Origin of the sequence: Planococcus chinensis, assembly GCF_042681545.1 — a bacterium.
Classification (GTDB): Bacteria; Bacillota; Bacilli; order Bacillales_A; family Planococcaceae; genus Planococcus; species Planococcus chinensis.
The window spans coordinates 134,209-152,635 of sequence record NZ_JBHUFW010000011.1 but is presented as its reverse complement, the minus strand read 5'-3'; the positions used below and the strand labels follow the sequence as shown (position 1 = coordinate 152,635).

General features: G+C 49.6%; 15 protein-coding genes. All 15 read right to left on the bottom strand.

The genetic code is table 11. The annotated features are described in order from the left end of the window. Positions 1–232: 232 nt before the first annotated feature. The gene (thrS, locus tag ACFSDB_RS13330) at positions 233–2,161 is read right to left on the bottom strand and encodes a threonine--tRNA ligase (RefSeq protein WP_204890290.1); all 1,929 of its coding nucleotides are present in this window, start codon (positions 2,159–2,161) and stop codon (positions 233–235) included. 398 nt (positions 2,162–2,559) lie between these two features. Then, positions 2,560–3,495, bottom strand: a complete 936-nt coding sequence (dnaI, locus tag ACFSDB_RS13325; protein WP_204890289.1) for a primosomal protein DnaI — start codon at positions 3,493–3,495, stop codon at positions 2,560–2,562. Further along, on the bottom strand, positions 3,496–4,863 hold the full coding sequence (locus ACFSDB_RS13320) for a replication initiation and membrane attachment family protein (RefSeq protein WP_204890288.1): 1,368 nt from the start codon (positions 4,861–4,863) through the stop codon (positions 3,496–3,498). Positions 4,864–4,874: 11 nt separating this feature from the next. Further along, positions 4,875–5,351 (bottom strand): transcriptional regulator NrdR, encoded by a 477-nt coding sequence (nrdR, locus tag ACFSDB_RS13315; protein ID WP_204890287.1) that lies wholly within the window; start codon positions 5,349–5,351, stop codon positions 4,875–4,877. Positions 5,352–5,571: 220 nt separating this feature from the next. After that, a complete protein-coding gene (speD, locus tag ACFSDB_RS13310; RefSeq protein WP_135500321.1) occupies positions 5,572–5,955 on the bottom strand; it encodes an adenosylmethionine decarboxylase in 384 nt (127 codons plus the stop codon). 315 nt (positions 5,956–6,270) lie between these two features. Beyond that, entirely contained in the window at positions 6,271–7,284 is a 1,014-nt protein-coding gene (locus ACFSDB_RS13305) for a glyceraldehyde-3-phosphate dehydrogenase (protein WP_204890286.1), read from the bottom strand. Between the two features lie 106 nt (positions 7,285–7,390). Beyond that, positions 7,391–7,990: a dephospho-CoA kinase gene (gene coaE, locus ACFSDB_RS13300; RefSeq protein WP_204890285.1), complete on the bottom strand. Its 600-nt coding sequence runs from the start codon at positions 7,988–7,990 to the stop codon at positions 7,391–7,393. A gap of 9 nt (positions 7,991–7,999) precedes the next feature. Continuing rightward, entirely contained in the window at positions 8,000–8,869 is an 870-nt protein-coding gene (gene mutM / locus ACFSDB_RS13295) for a bifunctional DNA-formamidopyrimidine glycosylase/DNA-(apurinic or apyrimidinic site) lyase (protein WP_204890284.1), read from the bottom strand. 15 nt (positions 8,870–8,884) lie between these two features. Further along, complete coding sequence (polA, locus tag ACFSDB_RS13290; RefSeq protein ID WP_204890283.1) at positions 8,885–11,536, bottom strand: DNA polymerase I; 2,652 nt, start codon at positions 11,534–11,536, stop codon at positions 8,885–8,887. A gap of 468 nt (positions 11,537–12,004) precedes the next feature. Then, on the bottom strand, positions 12,005–13,219 hold the full coding sequence (locus ACFSDB_RS13285; protein ID WP_204890282.1) for a carboxylate--amine ligase: 1,215 nt from the start codon (positions 13,217–13,219) through the stop codon (positions 12,005–12,007). A gap of 13 nt (positions 13,220–13,232) precedes the next feature. Further along, on the bottom strand, positions 13,233–14,630 hold the full coding sequence (gene pnpS / locus ACFSDB_RS13280) for a two-component system histidine kinase PnpS (RefSeq protein ID WP_204890281.1): 1,398 nt from the start codon (positions 14,628–14,630) through the stop codon (positions 13,233–13,235). After that, entirely contained in the window at positions 14,627–15,334 is a 708-nt protein-coding gene (locus tag ACFSDB_RS13275; RefSeq protein WP_204890280.1) for a response regulator transcription factor, read from the bottom strand. Before ACFSDB_RS13275 ends, pnpS begins: the two co-directional genes overlap by 4 nt. A 45-nt stretch (positions 15,335–15,379) precedes the next feature. Next, positions 15,380–15,856, bottom strand: a complete 477-nt coding sequence (locus tag ACFSDB_RS13270) for a MaoC/PaaZ C-terminal domain-containing protein (protein WP_204890279.1) — start codon at positions 15,854–15,856, stop codon at positions 15,380–15,382. A gap of 172 nt (positions 15,857–16,028) precedes the next feature. Next, a complete protein-coding gene (gene mdh, locus ACFSDB_RS13265) occupies positions 16,029–16,967 on the bottom strand; it encodes a malate dehydrogenase (protein WP_204890278.1) in 939 nt (312 codons plus the stop codon). A 61-nt stretch (positions 16,968–17,028) separates the two neighbouring features. Further along, the gene (gene icd, locus ACFSDB_RS13260) at positions 17,029–18,297 is read right to left on the bottom strand and encodes an NADP-dependent isocitrate dehydrogenase (RefSeq protein WP_204890277.1); all 1,269 of its coding nucleotides are present in this window, start codon (positions 18,295–18,297) and stop codon (positions 17,029–17,031) included. Positions 18,298–18,427: the final 130 nt, after the last annotated feature.

Sequence of the window (18,427 nt, the reverse complement as noted above, 5' to 3'; positions counted from 1 at the left end):
TTTTTATCACCTAGCTCGTAGTCGCGCCGGCGCTGGTATAGTTCTTTAAAAGGTGATCGCTTCACATAATTAGCAGTACTATCTAAGATATGAAGCAAAACAGCGGAGACGCCCGCGGGATAGCGAGAAAGCCGAGACCCCGGAAGCCGCAACGCGGCTGAGGAGGCTTGGCGCTCGCCCGCAGGCAAGCGAAGCTGTTTTGCGGAATATCGATAGTTATAGCTAATTAACCTTACCGAAGTTCGCTCTTGACCATGTTGAGGAAGTCGTCGAACGGCATGCTTTCGGACTTCTGTTCGCCGTACTTGCGGACGTTCACGGAGCCGTTCTCGAGTTCCTGGTCGCCGATTACGAGCATATAAGGAACTTTTTGCATCTGGGCTTCACGTATCTTATAGCCGAGTTTCTCATCCCGCTCGTCGATGTCAACGCGCAGGCGGTTCAAGCGAAGCTTGTCCTGAACTTGTTTCGCGTATTCGCTGTGCGCATCAAGCGAAACCGGAATCACTTCCACCTGTACCGGTGCGAGCCATGTCGGGAAGGCCCCTTTGTACTCTTCGATCAGGAAGGCAACGAAACGCTCCATTGTTGAAACAACGCCGCGGTGGATAACGACTGGACGGTGCTGTTTGCCGTCTTCTCCGATATAGTTCAAATCGAAGCGCTCCGGCAATAGGAAATCAAGCTGGACAGTAGACAACGTTTCTTCCTTACCAAGTGCAGTTTTCACTTGGACGTCCACTTTCGGACCGTAGAATGCTGCTTCCCCTTCCACTTCAGTGTAAGGAAGCGCCAATTCGTCCATCGCTTCTTTCAGCATCGCCTGGGCGCGGTTCCACATAGCATCGTCGTCGAAGTATTTCTCTTTGTCTTGCGGATCACGGTAAGACAAACGGAATGAATAATCTTTGATATCGAAGTCCTTGTAAACTTCAATCACCAAGTTGACGACGCGCTTGAACTCTTCTTTGATCTGGTCGGGGCGCACGAAGATATGCGCATCGTTCAATGTCATGCCGCGCACGCGCTGTAGCCCTGAAAGCGCACCGGACATTTCGTAGCGGTGCATCAACCCAAGTTCCGCAATGCGGATCGGCAGGTTGCGGTAGGAATGGATCCCCTGCTTGTAGATCATCATGTGGTGCGGGCAGTTCATCGGCCGGAGCACAAGGTCTTCATTGTCCATGGACATGACCGGGAACATATCGTCCTGGTAATGGTCCCAGTGGCCGCTTGTCTTATAAAGGTCGACGCTTCCCATGACAGGAGTATAGACATGGTCATAGCCCAGGCTTTCTTCCTTGTCGACGATATAGCGCTCGATGATGCGGCGGATAGTCGCGCCTTTTGGCAGCCACATCGGCAAGCCTTGGCCGACTTTCTGGGAGTTCATGAACAAGTTCAGTTCTTTTCCGATCTTGCGGTGGTCGCGCTCTTTCGCTTCTTCAAGCATGGCCAGATGCGCTTTCAGCTCGTCTTTTGTGAAGAACGCAGTTCCGTAGATACGCTGCAGCATCTTGTTGTCGCTGTCGCCTCTCCAATACGCGCCGGCCACACTCAGCAATTTGAATTCCTTCAGCTTGCCAGTCGACGGCACGTGGATTCCGCGGCAAAGGTCGAAAAAGTCGCCTTGCTCATAGATCGACACTTGCTCGTCTTCCGGAATCGCTTCAAGAAGCTCCAATTTGTACGGGTCTTCGATTGCTGCGAAGCGTTTTTGCGCTTCTGCACGCGAAACGTCGTGGCGGACAATTTCAATATTTTCGTTGATGATTTTCTTCATCTCTTTTTCGATGACCGGCAAATCTTCTGCAGTGATGGCCGTTTCGGAATCGATATCGTAATAGAATCCGTTCTCGATGACCGGGCCGACGCCAAGTTTGGCATCCGGATAAATGCGTTTCACCGCTTGGGCCAATAGATGCGCAGTCGAGTGGCGCAGGATTTCCAGCGCTTCATCGGAATCCGGTGTGATGATTGCGATGCTGCCGTCTTGGGAGATCGGCCATTTCAAATCCACCAGCTGGTCGCCGACTTTTCCGGCCAATGCTTTCTTGCGGAGGCCTGGCGAAATGGATTGAGCAATTTCTTCAGTAGTCGTGCCTTTGGAAAACTCCTTTACTGCTCCATCAGGGAATGTTAATTGAATCATGTCTGACATATTACTCTCTCCTTTTTCATTTAGATTTGAACACCTTGCCCGACCCAATCGGCAGCCAAGGGACTGCCGTTTTCCGGACAAATAAAAAAAGCCTCATCCCAAAGGGACGAAGCTATGTTCGTGGTTCCACCCTTCTTCTATTCGGGACAGAAAGATCCTGTCCAAAACGAAGCTCTGCATCGGCTAACGGGCCGGTACCGTCAGCTGCTACTCCAAAGTTCACAGCTGCTGCTCGAAGGTGGTAAGCGTTGTGCCGGTACTTGAGAAGCTTGCAGCCGGTGGCTTCTCTCTCTAGAAAGTCGTACAGTTCCGCTCTTGTCCTTGTCAAAGCATTTCAAATCATATTCTGATTGTTATTACTATACTGCGAAAATCTCCAAAATGCAACACCCTTAAAATCAATTCCTGCGGTTTCTGCCGTCCAGCTTCACCGGTTCCGTCAGCGCGCGGATGCGTTCCATGACGCGGGCCGCTTTCAGGTCTTCCTTTTCGCCGCGCTGGGAATACGTCAAATGGTGCTGGAGTTCAGAATAGCTGAAGTTCGATGTCATGAACGTCGGCAGCCGCTCCGCCATCCGGTAATGGAGGATCGTACCGAGCACTTCGTCGCGTGTCCAGCTCGACATCGCTTCCGCACCGATGTCATCAAGCATGAGGACATCGGCTTTTTTGACGTAATCGACTTTTTCCTGCAGTGTCTGATCGCCGATCGCCTGTTTCATTTCCCGCATGAATTCCGGGACGAACACCAGGACGGACCGGATGTTCATCTCTGCCAGTTCGTTGGCCACGGCACTCAGCAAATAGGATTTTCCGATGCCGAATTTGCCGTACAAATACAGGCCTTTCTTCGGCATATTATCCGGGCCGGTCGTTTCATCCAAAAACTTGCTGACGGCACGGAATGCTTCCATCCGGCTGTCATCCAATTCAAAGCCGCTGAGCGTCGCCTGCATCACTTCTTTTGGCATGTACATGCTGTGGATCATTGAAGATGCCCGGCGTTTATTGTCGTGGGCATTTTTCAGGCGGCACGGCGTATAGGAAATGCCGATGGTCCCGCGCTCCAATACCAAATTCGGCTCGAAGCCCTTCAGATGGTTGATGCAGCCTTCAAAGCTCGGGCATTTATTGCAATCGTGGGACTGGTCGATGTACTCGTATAATTTATGCAGCCCTCTGTCCACGGTGCTTTTATCGATTTCAGAAGAATGCTCTTCCAGGAACTTCTGGACGCCGTGATTTTCAAGCACTTCTTTTCGCATATCGTTGTAGCGCTCCGAGAAAGCGGGGGCATTGACCACCCGTTTCAATGTTTCGCGAATCGGCTCCATTTAATCACCCTTGCCTTTCTTCATCGCCAGTCTAGCGAGGAGTTTTTGTTTTTCGATTTCCAGATCGGTGTTCTGCGGCTTGGCAGCGGCCGGCTGCACCTCATCTTTCTGATAGAACCATTCCGGCAGCTTCTCTTCCCGCACCGGCTTGCCGCGGTTGGAGCGGGTAGCAGATTTGGCGGCGGAAGAAGGCGATCCATCCGCTTTCCATTTCATGTATTGTTCATGTTCGATGCGCGCCAAATCCATCGCTTCCTTGGCTGTCGTGACATTTTTGCGGAGCCAATGCGAAGCGATTTTCTCGACATACGCTTTTGTCAGTTTCATATCCGTCCGAAGCAGGACGTATTGGAGCAGCACGTTCACAACCGCCGGCTCCATGCCATGCTGAATGACCAATTGGTTGGCCAGCTGGACATCGGCCGGCAACGGTTCTTTGCCGTTGGCAATATCACGGAGCACTTCGACAGGCGAGGCGGATTCCAGGTACTGGATCAACTCTTCCTGCCGGGTTTTCGGCTCTGCCGATTCCGCCGGCTCTTTTTTGCGGGCTTGGACAAGTTTCGGTGCCGTCGTCGCCACAGTCAGTTTATAATATTCCGAAGCCGCTTTTTTAAGGCCTTCGAGCGTCAGTTTGGAATCATCATCGATTGCCAAAAGCACCACTTTCTGCATATCTAGCGGCCCCCAGCTATAGAGGAACGCCAGCTTGGCAATGGTGTCTTTGACCGAAGCCGTCAATACGCGCTTTGGCACAAGCTGTTCCGACAATCCTTGCCGGAGCAGCGCAAAATCGAAATCCTCCTCGGTCTTATAGCCGCCTTCCGTCCGTTCATGGAAATCTTTCGTCTCTGACGGATAACCCGCCTTGGCGTGGACCGGCTGGAAAATGTCCGTGAATGTGCGCGACACTTCTTCGAAACCATCCGGGATTTCGGTCTGGTTCAGGAAGCGGTCCCGCACTTTCCGGTAGGACGTCTCACCGATCTTGCTGAACAGGAACATCGAAAGCAGCGGATCCTGGAAAAATTTCTTGGGGTCGAGCGGCGGACAAAGTTCATAGACGAACGACCGGTGATCGCCGTCCCTTTTGAACGTCTTCATAAGGCCGATCGCCTCGAGCTGTATGCGGGATTCGAAAATACGGGCAATGGGCACGCCCAAGGTATTCATCAAGGAATAATGGGTGGCTTCTTCTCCCCCGGCTTCCCCTTCCGCCCAAAGCGTCAAGTAGAAAGCCGTGGCTTCCGCGCCGATCATCGGCTGGTACAGGAGCGTCAACAGCTGGCGGTCATAATTTGAAAAAGGGTACGGCAAACGGATTTTAAACGAGTCCGCGGGTTGGAGTTCTTTATAAAGTGCAGACATGGTTCACCGCCTTACTCGGTTTTCTTGTCTTCCGGATTCTTTTTTAAAAGATCCTTCAGTTCATCAATAAATACAGTAATGTCTTTGAATTGGCGGTAGACGGAAGCGAAACGGACATACGCCACTTCGTCGATTTCCGCCAGCCGGTTCATGACCAGCTCGCCGACTTCTTCGGATTTCACTTCAGCATTGCCAGTTCGGCGCAGTTCCTTTTCAATGTCAAAGACGACATTTTCAAGTGTCTCAAGCGGCACCGGCCGTTTTTCGCAGGCCCGGATCAAACCGCGCAACACTTTCTCGCGGCTGAACTCTTCGCGCGAACCGTCTTTTTTCACCACGATCAGCGGCATTTCTTCCACTTTCTCGAAGGTCGTATAACGGTAGCCGCACGCTTCACATTCCCTGCGCCTCCGAATTGATTTGTTATCATCTACCGGGCGCGAATCGACAACACGCGTCCCGTTATGCTGGCAAGCCGGACATCTCATATGGACCTCTCCCTAAACGTTCTATCTGTTTCTTCTATATAATAATCTCATCTTTCGTACTGCTCTTGGAAGACTTTGCTAGCTTCGCCGCAAAGCCGCTCCCGCAGATTTTCGACGATCATTTTTTCAGCCTAATATATATAGTATAACAAAAATTCCTCTGTAAAATAGAAAAAGCAGAGGATTTTATCCTCTGCTTAGTATGTTTCATGTTAACGGATTATGCATTTACTGAAACTTTGGATTGGCCAGCACTGACTGGACCCATTCCGCGCGGAATTTCTACGAATTCACGCGTACCTGAATTCAACGCTTCAGCAATATAATTAGCTGCAACAGTTGGATCAAGATCGCCGCAAGTATAAACATCGATACTTGCATAGCCATGTTCCGGGAAGCTGTGGATCGTTAAATGCGATTCAGAAATGATGACTACCCCGCTTACGCCTTGAGGTGCAAATTTGTGAAAAGCTACTTCTCTGACTTCGGCTCCGGATTTAAGTGCTGCATCAACAAAAGTTTGTTCGATAAAATCCATATCGTTTAATTTGTCAAAATCACACTGCCAAAGTTCTGCAATTACGTGACGTCCCATTGTTTCCATGGTTCGTTTTCCCCCTTTGATATCATTTTGTTTTGATGCGCAAAATATTCAAAGTTGACTACCACGGGGGAAAGTTAGTCCAAAGAGGTCCTAACCCTTTAAGCAGTCATGTGAATAAAGATTGCTCCATCCGTTGCCGTAAACCTGCTGGTAACGAAGAAGTTCGCAGTCGTTTTTTGACTACGAATGTTAGTATATGATGTATTGAAATGAAATGCAATAAAAATTACTCGAAAAAACATCTTTTTTTCAGGAAATTATTTTCAGGAAAAAACCGCACCCCTCTTGTACAAGGGATGCGGTTCGTATCAATTATCATGCATAAACCATAGATTTTGCGACTTTCTTTGCTAAATCCACAACACGTGCGGAATAGCCCCATTCATTGTCGTACCAAGCCAGCACCTTCACTTTGCGGTTGCCGATGACCATTGTCGAAAGGCCGTCCACGATTGCCGACTGTTCAGTCGTGTTGAAGTCGACCGATACGAGCGGATCCATCGTCAGGGTCAAAATGCCGGTCAAGCCGTTTTCGGAAGCGTTAACAAACGCCTCGTTGACTTGTTCCGCCGTTACGTCCTGCTTCACGTCAACGACAAGGTCGACAAGCGATACATTCGGTGTCGGAACGCGCAATGCCATGCCGTGGAGTTTTCCTTCAAGCTCCGGCAAAACCAAAGACAGCGCTTTCGCGGCACCCGTAGATGTCGGGATGATCGACTGTGCACATGCACGTGCGCGGCGAAGATCCTTATGCGGGTTATCAAGGTTTTTCTGGTCGTTCGTATACGAATGGACCGTCGTCATCAAGCCGTTTTCGATGCCGAACGCATCATTCAGCACTTTCGCGACCGGAGCCAAGCAGTTCGTCGTGCAGCTCGCATTTGAAATGACATCATGCTTATCGATTTCCAAAGCGTCGTCATTGACGCCCATGACAATCGTGACATCCGCGTTTTTCCCAGGTGCCGATAAAATGACTTTGCGCGCGCCTGCTTCCAAGTGAAGTGCAGCTTTTTCGCGTGCGTTAAATTTGCCGGTTGCCTCAATAACAATATCAATGCCCATTTCTTTCCATGGTAAAAGGAGTGGATCCCGCTCATTCACCAACTGCACCCGTTTGCCGTTGACGATCAACGCATCTTCTTCGTGAGACACATCGCCCTGGAAGATTCCGTGATTTGTGTCATACTTAATCAAATGCGCCAAGGTTTCAGCAGGATAGCTGGCGTTCACAGCTGAAATCGTGATGTCATCCATTAAAATGGCTTGTCTGAATACCATGCGGCCGATGCGGCCAAACCCGTTAATCGCAATAGATACTGTCATTTATTAGTCCTCCAGTAAATTAAGTTATACTTTTATTTTTAATTCGTTATATAGTATAACACATTTTACGTAATCTGGAACCTTTAACTTCTATTCTTTGCCTCTTTCAGGATTCCACTGCATTCCAGCTATCCAAAATCCGGTTGAGCTGCCATTTCGTTTCTTCGATGGAGCCATTGTTGTAGATGACCGCGTCGGCCCCTTCTTCTTTTACCGACATTGGCAATTGCGAAGCGATGCGCGCTCGGGCTTCTGCTTCAGACAGCCCGTTGCGCTCCATCAGCCGCGCCAACTGATTCTCTTCCGTCACACTGACCACCAGGATCTTATCGGCGAAATGCTGAAGCCGGCTCTCGAATAGGAGCGGGATATCCATGATGACGGTCTTATGGCCTTCTTCCAGAAAGGCCGCGCGCTGGCGCATCATTTCCGCCCGGATTGCCGGATGGATGATGTCATTCAGCTTTTTCCGGCTCGCCGGATCGTTGAAGATGATGTCGCCCACCTTTTTCCGGTCCATTCCGCCATCCGGCAAAATCACTTCGCTGCCGAAAGCCTCTTCAATCTTTTTCAATGTATCGCTGCCCGGCTCCACGACCTGCCTTGCCACCTGATCGGCATCAACAATCGGATACCCGAGCTCTTTCAGCATTTGGGAAACGGTGCTTTTCCCGCTCGCAATGCTGCCCGTCAAACCAATGATCATTCCAAGCCCTCACTTCTGGCACGACGGGCAATATACCGAAGTCCGCCCGCCGATTTGGAGGGACTTGGTCATGCTGCCGCATGCCGTGCACTGTTTTTTGCCATACATGCCGAACCGGTTCTGCATTTGCCCCGACTCGCCGTTTATGTTGCGGTAATCCGAAATCGTGCTTCCTCCCGCTTCAATGCTTTCAAGCAGGATCGTAGCAATTGCCTCGAACAATTGCGTTTTCCGCAGACGGCTGATGCGCCCGGCTTTTCGGTTCGGATGAATCTTCATCCGAAACAGCGCTTCGGTCGCGTAAATATTGCCGCAGCCGGAAATCACCCGCCCGTCCATAATCACTTCTTTGATGGGCTTGTTCTTATACTTCGGGCTTTCCGACATGTCCAGGAAATGCTCGAGTGCTCCGTCGTCAAATGGTTCCGGCGCCATCAAAAGCAGCGGCGGAAAATCCCCTTCTTCGTTCAGCACCCGCATCTCCCCGAAACGCCGGATATCCGCATATGCAAGCAGGTTTCCATCGTCAAGCGTCAATACTACATGGACATGCCGGCGGAACTTCTCCTCCTGGATCGACAGCAAGCTGTCGACAAAAAACCAGGCCCCCGACATCCCCAAGTGGTTCACCAATAAAAACTCATTGTCTTTCTTCATCTGAAAATAAATATATTTGCTGCGTCGGTCCACCCGCACAATTTCAGCGCCGATCAGGCTGTCGATAAAGGCATCGGCTTCCATCCGTTTGATGATGGCCTCCTTGCCCCCTTCTTTTGAAAGGCGGATTGTATCCGACACGAAAACATCCCGGATCACCTTGCCGGCAGCAACCGGCCGGATCAGGCGGACGACGCCTTCCACTTCAGGAAGTTCTGGCATCCAAAAGCACTCCTATCATTTTGTATCGTACCAAGTGTCGCCGTAAGCGAAATCCACTTTCAGCGGCACATTCAGTTCCACTGCATTTTCCATGACTTCAGGAACCAGTGTCTTCAGTTTCTCCAATTCTTCCGGCGGCGCTTCGAAAATCAATTCATCGTGCACTTGCAGCAGCATGCGCGTCTGCATGCCTTCGCGCTCCAGCGCATCCGCCATATCGATCATCGCTTTTTTGATGATGTCCGCGGCGCTCCCCTGGATCGGTGTATTCATCGCCGTCCGTTCAGCAAAGCTGCGCAGATTGAAGTTCGAGCTATTAATATCCGGCAAATAGCGGCGGCGGTTCATGATGGTGGTGACAAAGCCGTTTTTCTTCGCCGTCTGGATACTCGTATCCATATAATTCTTGACGCCCGGGAAGCTCTTCAGGTAGCTGTCGATGAATTCAGCAGCTTCTTTCCGGGTGATGTTCAGGCTTTGGGACAATCCGTAATCGCTGATGCCGTAGACGATGCCGAAGTTGACCGCTTTCGCTGCGCGGCGCATATTCGACGTCACTTCTTCTGCCGGCACGTGGAACACATCACTTGCCGTTTTCGTATGGATGTCCATATCGTGCTTGAAGGCATCGATCAGGCTGTCATCTTTCGACATATCCGCAAGCACCCGCAATTCGATCTGCGAGTAATCCGCAGCCACCATGAGCCATCCAGGCACCGACGGCACAAATGCCTTCCGGATCTTGCGCCCTTCCTCCAGCCGCACCGGGATGTTCTGCAAGTTCGGGTTGATCGAACTGAGGCGGCCTGTCGTCGTGAGCGCCTGCTGGAAGCGCGTATGGACTTTGCCGTCTTCGTGTATCTCCTTCAGCAGCCCTTCAATATAAGTGGAAAGGATCTTGCCAAGCTGACGGTACAATAAAATATACGAAATGATTTCGTGTTTGCCTTCCAGCTTTTCCAACACATCCGCTGCGGTCGAATAGCCGGTCTTGGTTTTTTTCTGGACCGGCAAGCCCAGCTTTTCGAACAGGATCGTCCCGAGCTGTTTGGTCGAGTTGATGTTGAACCGTTCACCCGCAAGGCCGTAGATTTCAAATTCGATCTTCTCGAGCTTATGCGATAATTCTTTGCCCATTTCCGCCAACCTTTCGCGGTCGACCTTGACGCCGAACGATTCCATCGCGCCGAGGATCGTTGCCAATGGCAATTCCAGGTTGCGGTACAAGCCGAATTGTTCGTTCTCCTCTAGCTTCTTCAGCACCAGCGGACGCACTTCCCAGATCGTCCGTGCTTTTCGCGCTAGATGCTCATGCAGGATCAAATCGCCCGGAACGGATTTCTTCGCACCTTTTCCGTAGATCTGTTCGTTTTGGGAAACTTCCGTATAGCCATATTCCTGGACGATGTTCGACAAGTCCGTATACGTCAGCGACGGATTGACGATGTAAGCACCCAGCATCAAATCGAAGTCGACGCCTTTCACTTCCAGTCCGCAGCGCAAAAATGCCGCCGTTGCCGCTTTGGAATCGGACATGAATTTTTTCTTTGATTCATCCTCGAACCAAGCTCTGAAAGCCTCTGATGAAGTGATTGTCTCCATCGTTGCCACATACGTCTTGTCGGCTGTCGCAAACGATACCCCTAAGAGATCACAGGTATGGTATTGTTCATCGTACATCTCCAGATGGATGGCCATCTCGTCTTCCAGAATCGAGGCGTCGATTTCACTTAGCACTTCGAATTCCAGGTCTTTTTTCACCGTTTCTTCCTGGGTGTATTCGCTTTTCTCGAGCAGCGACTTGAATGCCAGCTCGTTCCATACCTTGATGAGTTCATCCTGGTCCGGCCCCGAGTAGCCCAGGTCATTGATGGATACTTCAATCGGCGCCTCGCGCTCGATCGTTGCGAGCTTTTTGCTGATATGGGCAAGCTCTTCGTTTGCTGCGAGTTTTTCCTTCAGCTTGCCTTTCTGCTCGTCGATGGCTTCATAGACGCCTTCAACTGAACCGTAGGCAGCCAGCAATTTCAATGCCGTCTTCTCGCCAACGCCCGGAACGCCCGGAATATTATCAGAGGAATCGCCCATGAGCCCTTTCATATCGATGATCTGCTCCGGCGACAAGCCGTATTTTTCACGGATATGGTCAACAGTATATTTTTCGATATCGGTGATCCCTTTGCGCGTGATGTAAACCGTCGTAGAAGGGGATGCCAGCTGCGTCAAATCCTTGTCTCCGGAAATGACCACCACTTCATCGCCTTCTTTTTCCGCCTCCAGGCTCAATGTGCCGATGATGTCATCCGCTTCGTAATTTTCGAGTTCGTATGTTTTGATGCGGTAGGCATCGATCAGTTTTCTCAAGTATGGAAATTGCTCGGACAGTTCAGGCGGCGTCTTTTGGCGCCCTCCCTTGTATTCGCCGAACATCGCATTACGGAACGTCGTTTTCCCGGCGTCAAACGCCACGATCATATGCGTCGGCTGCTCTTCTTCCAAGATTTTCTGCAGCATCATCGTAAACCCATACACAGCATTCGTATGGACCCCTTGTTCATTGGTCAAAAGCGGCAGCGCGAAGAACGCGCGATATGCCAAACTGTTTCCGTCTAATAAAAGAATTTTCTTCGCCACAAAATTACCCCTCTCAAATAAAAAAGCCGTCATTCCCTACATTTTACCATGACGGCAAAAAGAAGAGAAATGACGGGCTGTTTTACGTTCCTGTTGTAAGTTATCCATTTATTTGGTTTTACTAAAGAATCTTTCTTTTTATAAACCGCTTCGGCGCTTAGAGCATGGCTTTCGCTAGAAGCCAGGCAAAGAACGCCAGTCTTCTTGCTTCGCCCAGCCCGTGTGCGCGCCGGTGCTGGTTTAGTTCCTTAAAAGCTGATGACTCAATGTTTTAGTAGTACTTTCTAAGATATGGAGCAAAACAGCGCAGACGCCTGCGGGAGCAGCGTAGCGACGAAGCTGTTTTGTGGAATATCGGCACAGTATAATACACATACTAAAATCTTTTAGAATTAGAAAAAGAGCCCTGGGGAGGGCTCTTTTTCCCTTCATGCGGTTGAAGGGGGGTTCTATTAAACCTTAACATCCCTTTGTGAAGGCAGTGTTAATCCTGTGTTAATATTACCACTGATTGTTTTTATATTTTTTGTAATAATTTACCTGTCTTGCGAATAAATAAAGTTTGCGTTTCAGGTGCTTGTCTTTTTTATAGAATAACGGATTGCCGTATTTGCCTTTTTTCAACAGATCGTCGATATCGCGCTGGACCGCTTTATTGGCTACGAACTTGCGCAGCACGATTTTCGGCACGACTGTGAAGAGGAAATCCTCATTCAAGTACGTGACCGGCTTCTCGACATGGTAGATCAAGTCATCCACTAAGTAGGACGCCATATTATGGCCGAGTGCAGTCACATAATAACTTGAACGGCCCTGGCGGATATTCACTTCAAACACTTTGAATTTACCGTCTCGCTCATCGTATTTCAGATCAAAATTCGCAAATCCGGTATAGCTGACCGCTTCCAGGAAATTCTGGAGTTTGACCATCATTTCTTTGTTGAAGCGGGTGATCAGCGCGGTGTAGTTTCCAATGGCCGTTACGGTGTGTTCCTGAAGAACCACTTGGGCGAACGTCACCAGCTGAGTCTTGCCTTTTGAGCTTGCATAGATGACGGAATCCCACATATACGTATCGTCTCCCGGAATGAAATCCTGGATGATCAGTTCGTCGTCATAGCCGCTTGAGGTGATTTTCTGGATGACTTCCTGCAATTCCCGCGGATTTTCAACTTTATAGACTTTTTGCTGGCCCTCGAATTTATTGAGGTTATAGGCAATGCCGTTGCTCGGTTTCACGATGACCGGGTACATCATCCCTTCGTCGAACGGCTCACCGGAACGGCAGTCGTAGAAGAATGTCGTCGGCGTGTCGATGCCGTGCTCTTTGCAAAGTTTATAGAAATTGGATTTGACCTGCAGCTGGTTCATCAGGTTTTCCGTGATGTAATTGAAGACGAAATGCTCTCTTAGTATAGAAGCATTCTCGATAATGAGCCGTACGTACAAATCGTTTGTCCCGACGAGAAGCAATGTTTTCCCCGGTGTCCGGTATTTCTGGGCGATGCTTGTCAGGATCGAAGCGAACTGCGATGAATCGGCAAGGCCGGTACGCAATTCGATTGTATCCGTGATCGTGCTCATTGCCGTGAACGACAATGGCTCTTTGCCGACTAAGACCGGCTTGATGCCATAAGCTTCATGAAAAGAGATGGCCATATTGTAGGCGTTCATATCCGTCCCTACAATAATCGGCAAAAAAGGTAGTGTTTCCATATGTTCCTCCTAATTATCTTGCTAACGGCAGATAGATCGTAAAAGTGGTGCCTTTGCCCACTTCGCTGCGGACTTCCACTTTGCCATGATGCGCTTCTATTAAATGTTTGACGATGGACAGGCCAAGCCCGGTGCCGCCTTGGTTCCGGCTGCGGGCCCGGTCCACCCGGTAAAAACGCTCGAACAAGCGCGGCAGTTCCGATGCCGCGATGCCGATTCCCTGATCTTCGACTTCTGTAACCGCCTCGCCGTCCTTTTCAAACAAGCGGACGGTGATAGCAGTGCCAGCTCCTGAATAGGTAATGGCGTTGATCAGCAGATTGATCATCACTTGGATCAGGCGGTTGGCATCGCCTTGCACAAGGACCGGTTGGAGCTCGAGCTTCAAGCTTATATTCTTTTCTTCAAGCCTTCCCTGGATCCGTTCGGCTGCGGTTTCGATAAGCGCATCCATTTCGGTCGGCTGTGCATCCACTTGGAAGCCTTCTCTTTCAATCCGCGACAATTCAAGCAGATCTTGGATCAGCATTTCCAGCCGGTTGCTTTCTTTATGGATGATTTCTAAAAATGATAATAATGCAGATTGATCGACATACGCGCCGTCCAGAAGCGTTTCGGAAAATCCTTTGATCGAAGTTACCGGTGTGCGCAATTCATGCGACACGTTGGCAACAAAATCGCGCCGGATCCCTTCAAGCCGCTTCAGTTCAGTGATGTCGTGCGCGACAATGACAATGCCGTGCCATTGTTCATGTTTCCCTATTACAGGCGCTCCGTAAACATCGATGTGGCGGGTGTTCATCCCTTGTGTGAATTTCAGTTGTTCCCGCGCCGGCTGCTCCAGCATGAAAACATGTTCGATAAACGCTTCCAGCTCAGCGGGAATCTCGATTTCCTTGTAGAATTTATCGGAAAGTTCCTTGTCTTTCAATGCAAATTCATAAGTGAAGGCTTTGTTGAAAAGCGTCACGCTGCCTTGCCGGTCGATCATGATCAATGCGCTTCCCATGTTTTCGATCAAGGTTTTCAGGCGTTCCTGCTCCATTTCACGGACTGCAGTGATTTCCTGCAGGTTTCTAGCCAGTACATTGATTGCGGAACTCAATTCCACCGTGCCGATATTGCTGAATTCATACGCCCGGGCCCGGTAATTGCCTTTGGCGAGCTCCAAAGCGGTTTCTGTGACATTTTCAATCGGCAACGCCTGGACTTTGATGATCCGATAGCCAATCACCGCAGAAAACAACATCGCTACGATAAAGATCAGCGCCAAAAATGACCAAATCTGCAATTTATTTTCCATCTGCTCATAAACGGGAAAAAGCTGGCCGATTAAAATCAGCATGCCAGCTAATAAAATCCCGAGCCATATTAAAATGGTCGTCAACAGCCGTTGCTGGAATGATTTCATCCCGCTTTCGGCTCCTCAAGCTTATACCCCAGCCCCCGGATCGTCTTGATGAATACCGGTTTCCGGCTGTTCACTTCGATTTTGTCCCGCAGATGGCTGATATGTACATCCACGATACGGGTGTCGCCGGCGAAATCGTATTTCCACACGGCACTGAGCAATTGATCGCGCGTCAGCACCCGGTTCTTGTTTTCCATCAAATAGACAAGCAGTTCGAATTCTTTCGGCGTGAATTCAAGCTGGCGGTCTCCCAAATACACTTCGAACCGGTCCGGAAAGACCTTCAAATCGCCGAGAGTGATCGGCAAAGAACCGTCCGAAGCAGTGCTTGGAGCCGTCGCGCTCCGGCGCAGCACGGCCTTGATGCGCGCTACGACTTCACGCGGGCTGAACGGCTTGGTCATATAATCATCTGCACCCAGCTCCAGGCCGAGCACTTTATCGAATTCATCGTCTTTTGCAGTCAGCATGATGATCGGAATATTGACTTTTTCCTGGCGCAGCGCTTTGCAGACATCAACGCCATCCATTGACGGCAGCATCAAATCCAGCACGATAAGCGCCGGTTTTTCCGACAGCACCAACTCGTACCCTTCCCTGCCGTCATTTGCGATGACCGTTTCAAATCCTGCCTGGACCAGATTATAGGATAAAAGCGTCGCAATCGAATGTTCATCTTCAATGATCAATATTTTATTCTGCATTTAACACCCTCCACATTCAGTTTGAAACCCCCATCTCAAACCGGTTCAGAAGTTATCCATTGCGTGTGTGGTGAGCTGTTGAAGCAATTGCGGCGGATTGACTTGCACCAAGCCTTCGACAGCCGGGCTTCCGTCTTCGACGGTCGCTTCGATCCGGATGCTTACTTCATTGTTTTTGGCGTCGACTTCTACGACCTCGAGCAGAAACTCGATTGTCGAATAATGATAGACGGGCTGGAGAAATTTCAGGTGCTGTTCTTTGATGTAAGAACCTGGGCCTGGCAAGTATTTGGAAATGGCGGATGTGATGATTCCGGTCAGCATGATATTCGGCACGACCGGTTTCTCAAAAGCCGTCTGTGAAGCGAAATCATGCTGGATATACAGCGGATTTCCATCATTCGTCAAACCGAGATAAAGCAGCAAATCCTTGTCCTCGATCTTTTCAGTCAGCTTCAATTTTTCACCGACATTCATGTCCTCGATTTTACGTCCTAACTTGCGTTTCTTTCCAAGCAACAATAAATTCCCCTCCTATTGTCTTGCTTCTTTAATAGTATCAAGTTAGTACACAAAAGCGCAAGCGCATGTGACAACCGGACTGCTTATCTCTGTCGGTACTGCCCGTCCGAACCATCTGCGCACTCTATAGAAAAAACGCCGGACAGGAGTTTCCTGTCCGGCGTTTCTGTACTTAAGCGAGCACTTCCATCACTGCTTTGACGGATGCTGCAGATTTTTCAAGCAATTCTTTTTCTTCATCGTTCAAGTCGATTTCAAGGATTTTCTCGATGCCGCCTGCTCCAAGAATTGTCGGGACACCCATATAGATGCCGTCCATGCCGTATTCGCCTTCTAGAAATGCAATCGACGGCAGGATGCGCCGCTGGTCTTTGATGATGGCTTCCGCCATTTCCACCAGCGAAGCCGCCGGTGCATAATAAGCGGATCCGTTGCCGAGCAAGTTGACGATTTCCGCTCCGCCTTTTCGCGTACGCGCGACGATTTCATCCAAGCGTTCCTTAGCGATCAGTGTTTCGAGCGGTATGCCACCTGCATACGAATAGCGCACGAGCGGCACCATGTCATCGCCGTGCCCGCCAAGGACGAAGCCCGTGACATCTTTGACAGAGACATTCAGCTCTTCTGCAACAAATGTGCGGAAGCGCGCGGAATCCAGCACGCCTGACTGGCCGATGACGCGCTCTTTCGGAAATCCGGATTCCTTGAAAACCGTATAGGTCATCGCATCCACCGGATTGGTCAGCACGATGATTGTTGAATCAGGAGAGTATTTTACGATATCCGCCGTAACAGCCTTCATGACTTTCTGATTGGTCTGGACAAGATCGTCGCGGCTCATGCCGGGTTTGCGCGCGATGCCGGCCGTGATGATCACCAAATCAGAGTCTTTTGTATCTTCATAATTCGCCGTCCCTGTTACCCGAGCATCAAATCCTTGTACAGGCCCTGCTTCTGCCATATCCAACGCTTTGCCTTTGGCCGGATTTTCCATTTGCGGAATATCGACCAGAACGACGTCACCCAATTCTTTTTGCGCCAAAAGAAAAGCAGCTGTCGCTCCAGTGAAGCCAGAACCGATTACAGAAATCTTTTTACGTTTGAATGTCATAAAAACTCTCCTTTGAATTAGGATTTGGGTAATAATAAAAGAGGGGTTTCCCCCTCTTATCTTACATGTTTTTAATTAATTCGTCAGCGAACTCAGAGCATTTCACTTCTGTAGCGCCGTCCATCAGGCGGGCAAAGTCATAAGTCACCACTTTAGAAGCGATTGTTTTCTCCATTGACGACATGATCAATTTAGCCGCTTCAGTCCAGCCCAAGTGTTCAAGCATCAAAACGCCTGACAAGATGACTGATGAAGGGTTTACTTTATCTTGGCCAGCATATTTCGGTGCTGTACCGTGTGTAGCTTCAAAGATCGCGTGGCCAGTCAAGTAGTTGATGTTCGCGCCAGGAGCGATCCCGATTCCGCCTACTTGTGCTGCCAAAGCGTCAGAGATGTAATCGCCGTTCAAGTTCATTGTTGCAACAACGTCGAACTCGCTTGGGCGTGTAAGGATCTGCTGAAGGAAGATATCAGCGATTGAATCCTTAACAAGGATTTTTCCTGAAGCAAGAGCTTCTTCCTGTGCTTTGTTTGCAGCATCAGTTCCTTGCTCGTCTTTGATTGCATCGTATTGGTTCCAAGTGAAGACCTTGTCGCCAAATTCCTGCTCAGCCACTTCGTAGCCCCAGTTTTTAAAAGCTCCTTCAGTGAACTTCATGATGTTCCCTTTATGGACTAGTGTTACCGATTCGCGGCCTTCAGTGATTGCATAGTTGATGGCAGCGCGAACTAGGCGTTTTGTTCCTTCTTCTGAAATCGGTTTGATGCCGATGCCTGAAGACTCAGGGAAGCGGATGTTTTTAACGCCCATTTCATCAGTAAGGAAAGCGATCAATTTCTTGACTTCGTCAGAACCGTTAGCATACTCGATACCCGCATAGATATCTTCTGTATTTTCGCGGAAGATGACCATATCCGTGTCTTCAGGGCGTTTAACCGGTGAAGGCACGCCTTCGAAGTAGCGTACAGGGCGCAAGCAAGTGTAAAGGTCCAATTCCTGGCGAAGCGCAACGTTCAATGAACGGATCCCGCCGCCGATTGGCGTCGTAAGAGGTCCTTTGATTGCGATCAGGTATTCACGGATAACGTCCAATGTTTCTTCTGGAAGCCATTCGCCAGTTTCGTCGAACGCTTTCTGTCCAGCAAGGACTTCTTTCCAAACGATTGATTTTTCGCCGTTGTATGCTTTTGTCACAGATTGCTCAAGGACGCGTGAAGCTGCGTTCCAGATATCCGGTCCAGTACCGTCACCGATAATGAAAGGAATTACTGCATTGTTAGGTACGTTCAAAACGCCATTTTCTACTGTGATTTTTTCACCGTTAGCCATTTATAATTGCCTCCTGTAGTCAAAGTCATAGGGCTTCGCAAGGTGCGAGCCCCATTCTTTTTTTGTCATTTGTTATGTTGCCAAGCTGGGGACGACCGAATCGACCGCATTCGCTTTTCTTATTGTCCAG

Excerpts from the sequence above, each read along its gene's own strand:
- speD (WP_135500321.1), bottom strand. The coding sequence starts at position 5,955 with ATGGAAACAATGGGACGTCACGTAATTGCAGAACTTTGGCAGTGTGAT.
- ACFSDB_RS13305 (WP_204890286.1), bottom strand. The coding sequence starts at position 7,284 with ATGACAGTATCTATTGCGATTAACGGGTTTGGCCGCATCGGCCGCATG.
- ACFSDB_RS13320 (WP_204890288.1), bottom strand. The coding sequence starts at position 4,863 with ATGTCTGCACTTTATAAAGAACTCCAACCCGCGGACTCGTTTAAAATC.
- coaE (WP_204890285.1), bottom strand. The coding sequence starts at position 7,990 with ATGATCATTGGTTTGACGGGCAGCATTGCGAGCGGGAAAAGCACCGTT.
- dnaI (WP_204890289.1), bottom strand. The coding sequence starts at position 3,495 with ATGGAGCCGATTCGCGAAACATTGAAACGGGTGGTCAATGCCCCCGCT.
- mdh (WP_204890278.1), bottom strand. The coding sequence starts at position 16,967 with ATGACATTCAAACGTAAAAAGATTTCTGTAATCGGTTCTGGCTTCACT.
- ACFSDB_RS13285 (WP_204890282.1), bottom strand. The coding sequence starts at position 13,219 with ATGGAAACACTACCTTTTTTGCCGATTATTGTAGGGACGGATATGAAC.
- polA (WP_204890283.1), bottom strand. The coding sequence starts at position 11,536 with ATGACGGCTTTTTTATTTGAGAGGGGTAATTTTGTGGCGAAGAAAATT.
- icd (WP_204890277.1), bottom strand. The coding sequence starts at position 18,297 with ATGGCTAACGGTGAAAAAATCACAGTAGAAAATGGCGTTTTGAACGTA.
- mutM (WP_204890284.1), bottom strand. The coding sequence starts at position 8,869 with ATGCCAGAACTTCCTGAAGTGGAAGGCGTCGTCCGCCTGATCCGGCCG.
- ACFSDB_RS13275 (WP_204890280.1), bottom strand. The coding sequence starts at position 15,334 with ATGCAGAATAAAATATTGATCATTGAAGATGAACATTCGATTGCGACG.
- thrS (WP_204890290.1), bottom strand. The coding sequence starts at position 2,161 with ATGTCAGACATGATTCAATTAACATTCCCTGATGGAGCAGTAAAGGAG.
- nrdR (WP_204890287.1), bottom strand. The coding sequence starts at position 5,351 with ATGAGATGTCCGGCTTGCCAGCATAACGGGACGCGTGTTGTCGATTCG.
- pnpS (WP_204890281.1), bottom strand. The coding sequence starts at position 14,630 with ATGAAATCATTCCAGCAACGGCTGTTGACGACCATTTTAATATGGCTC.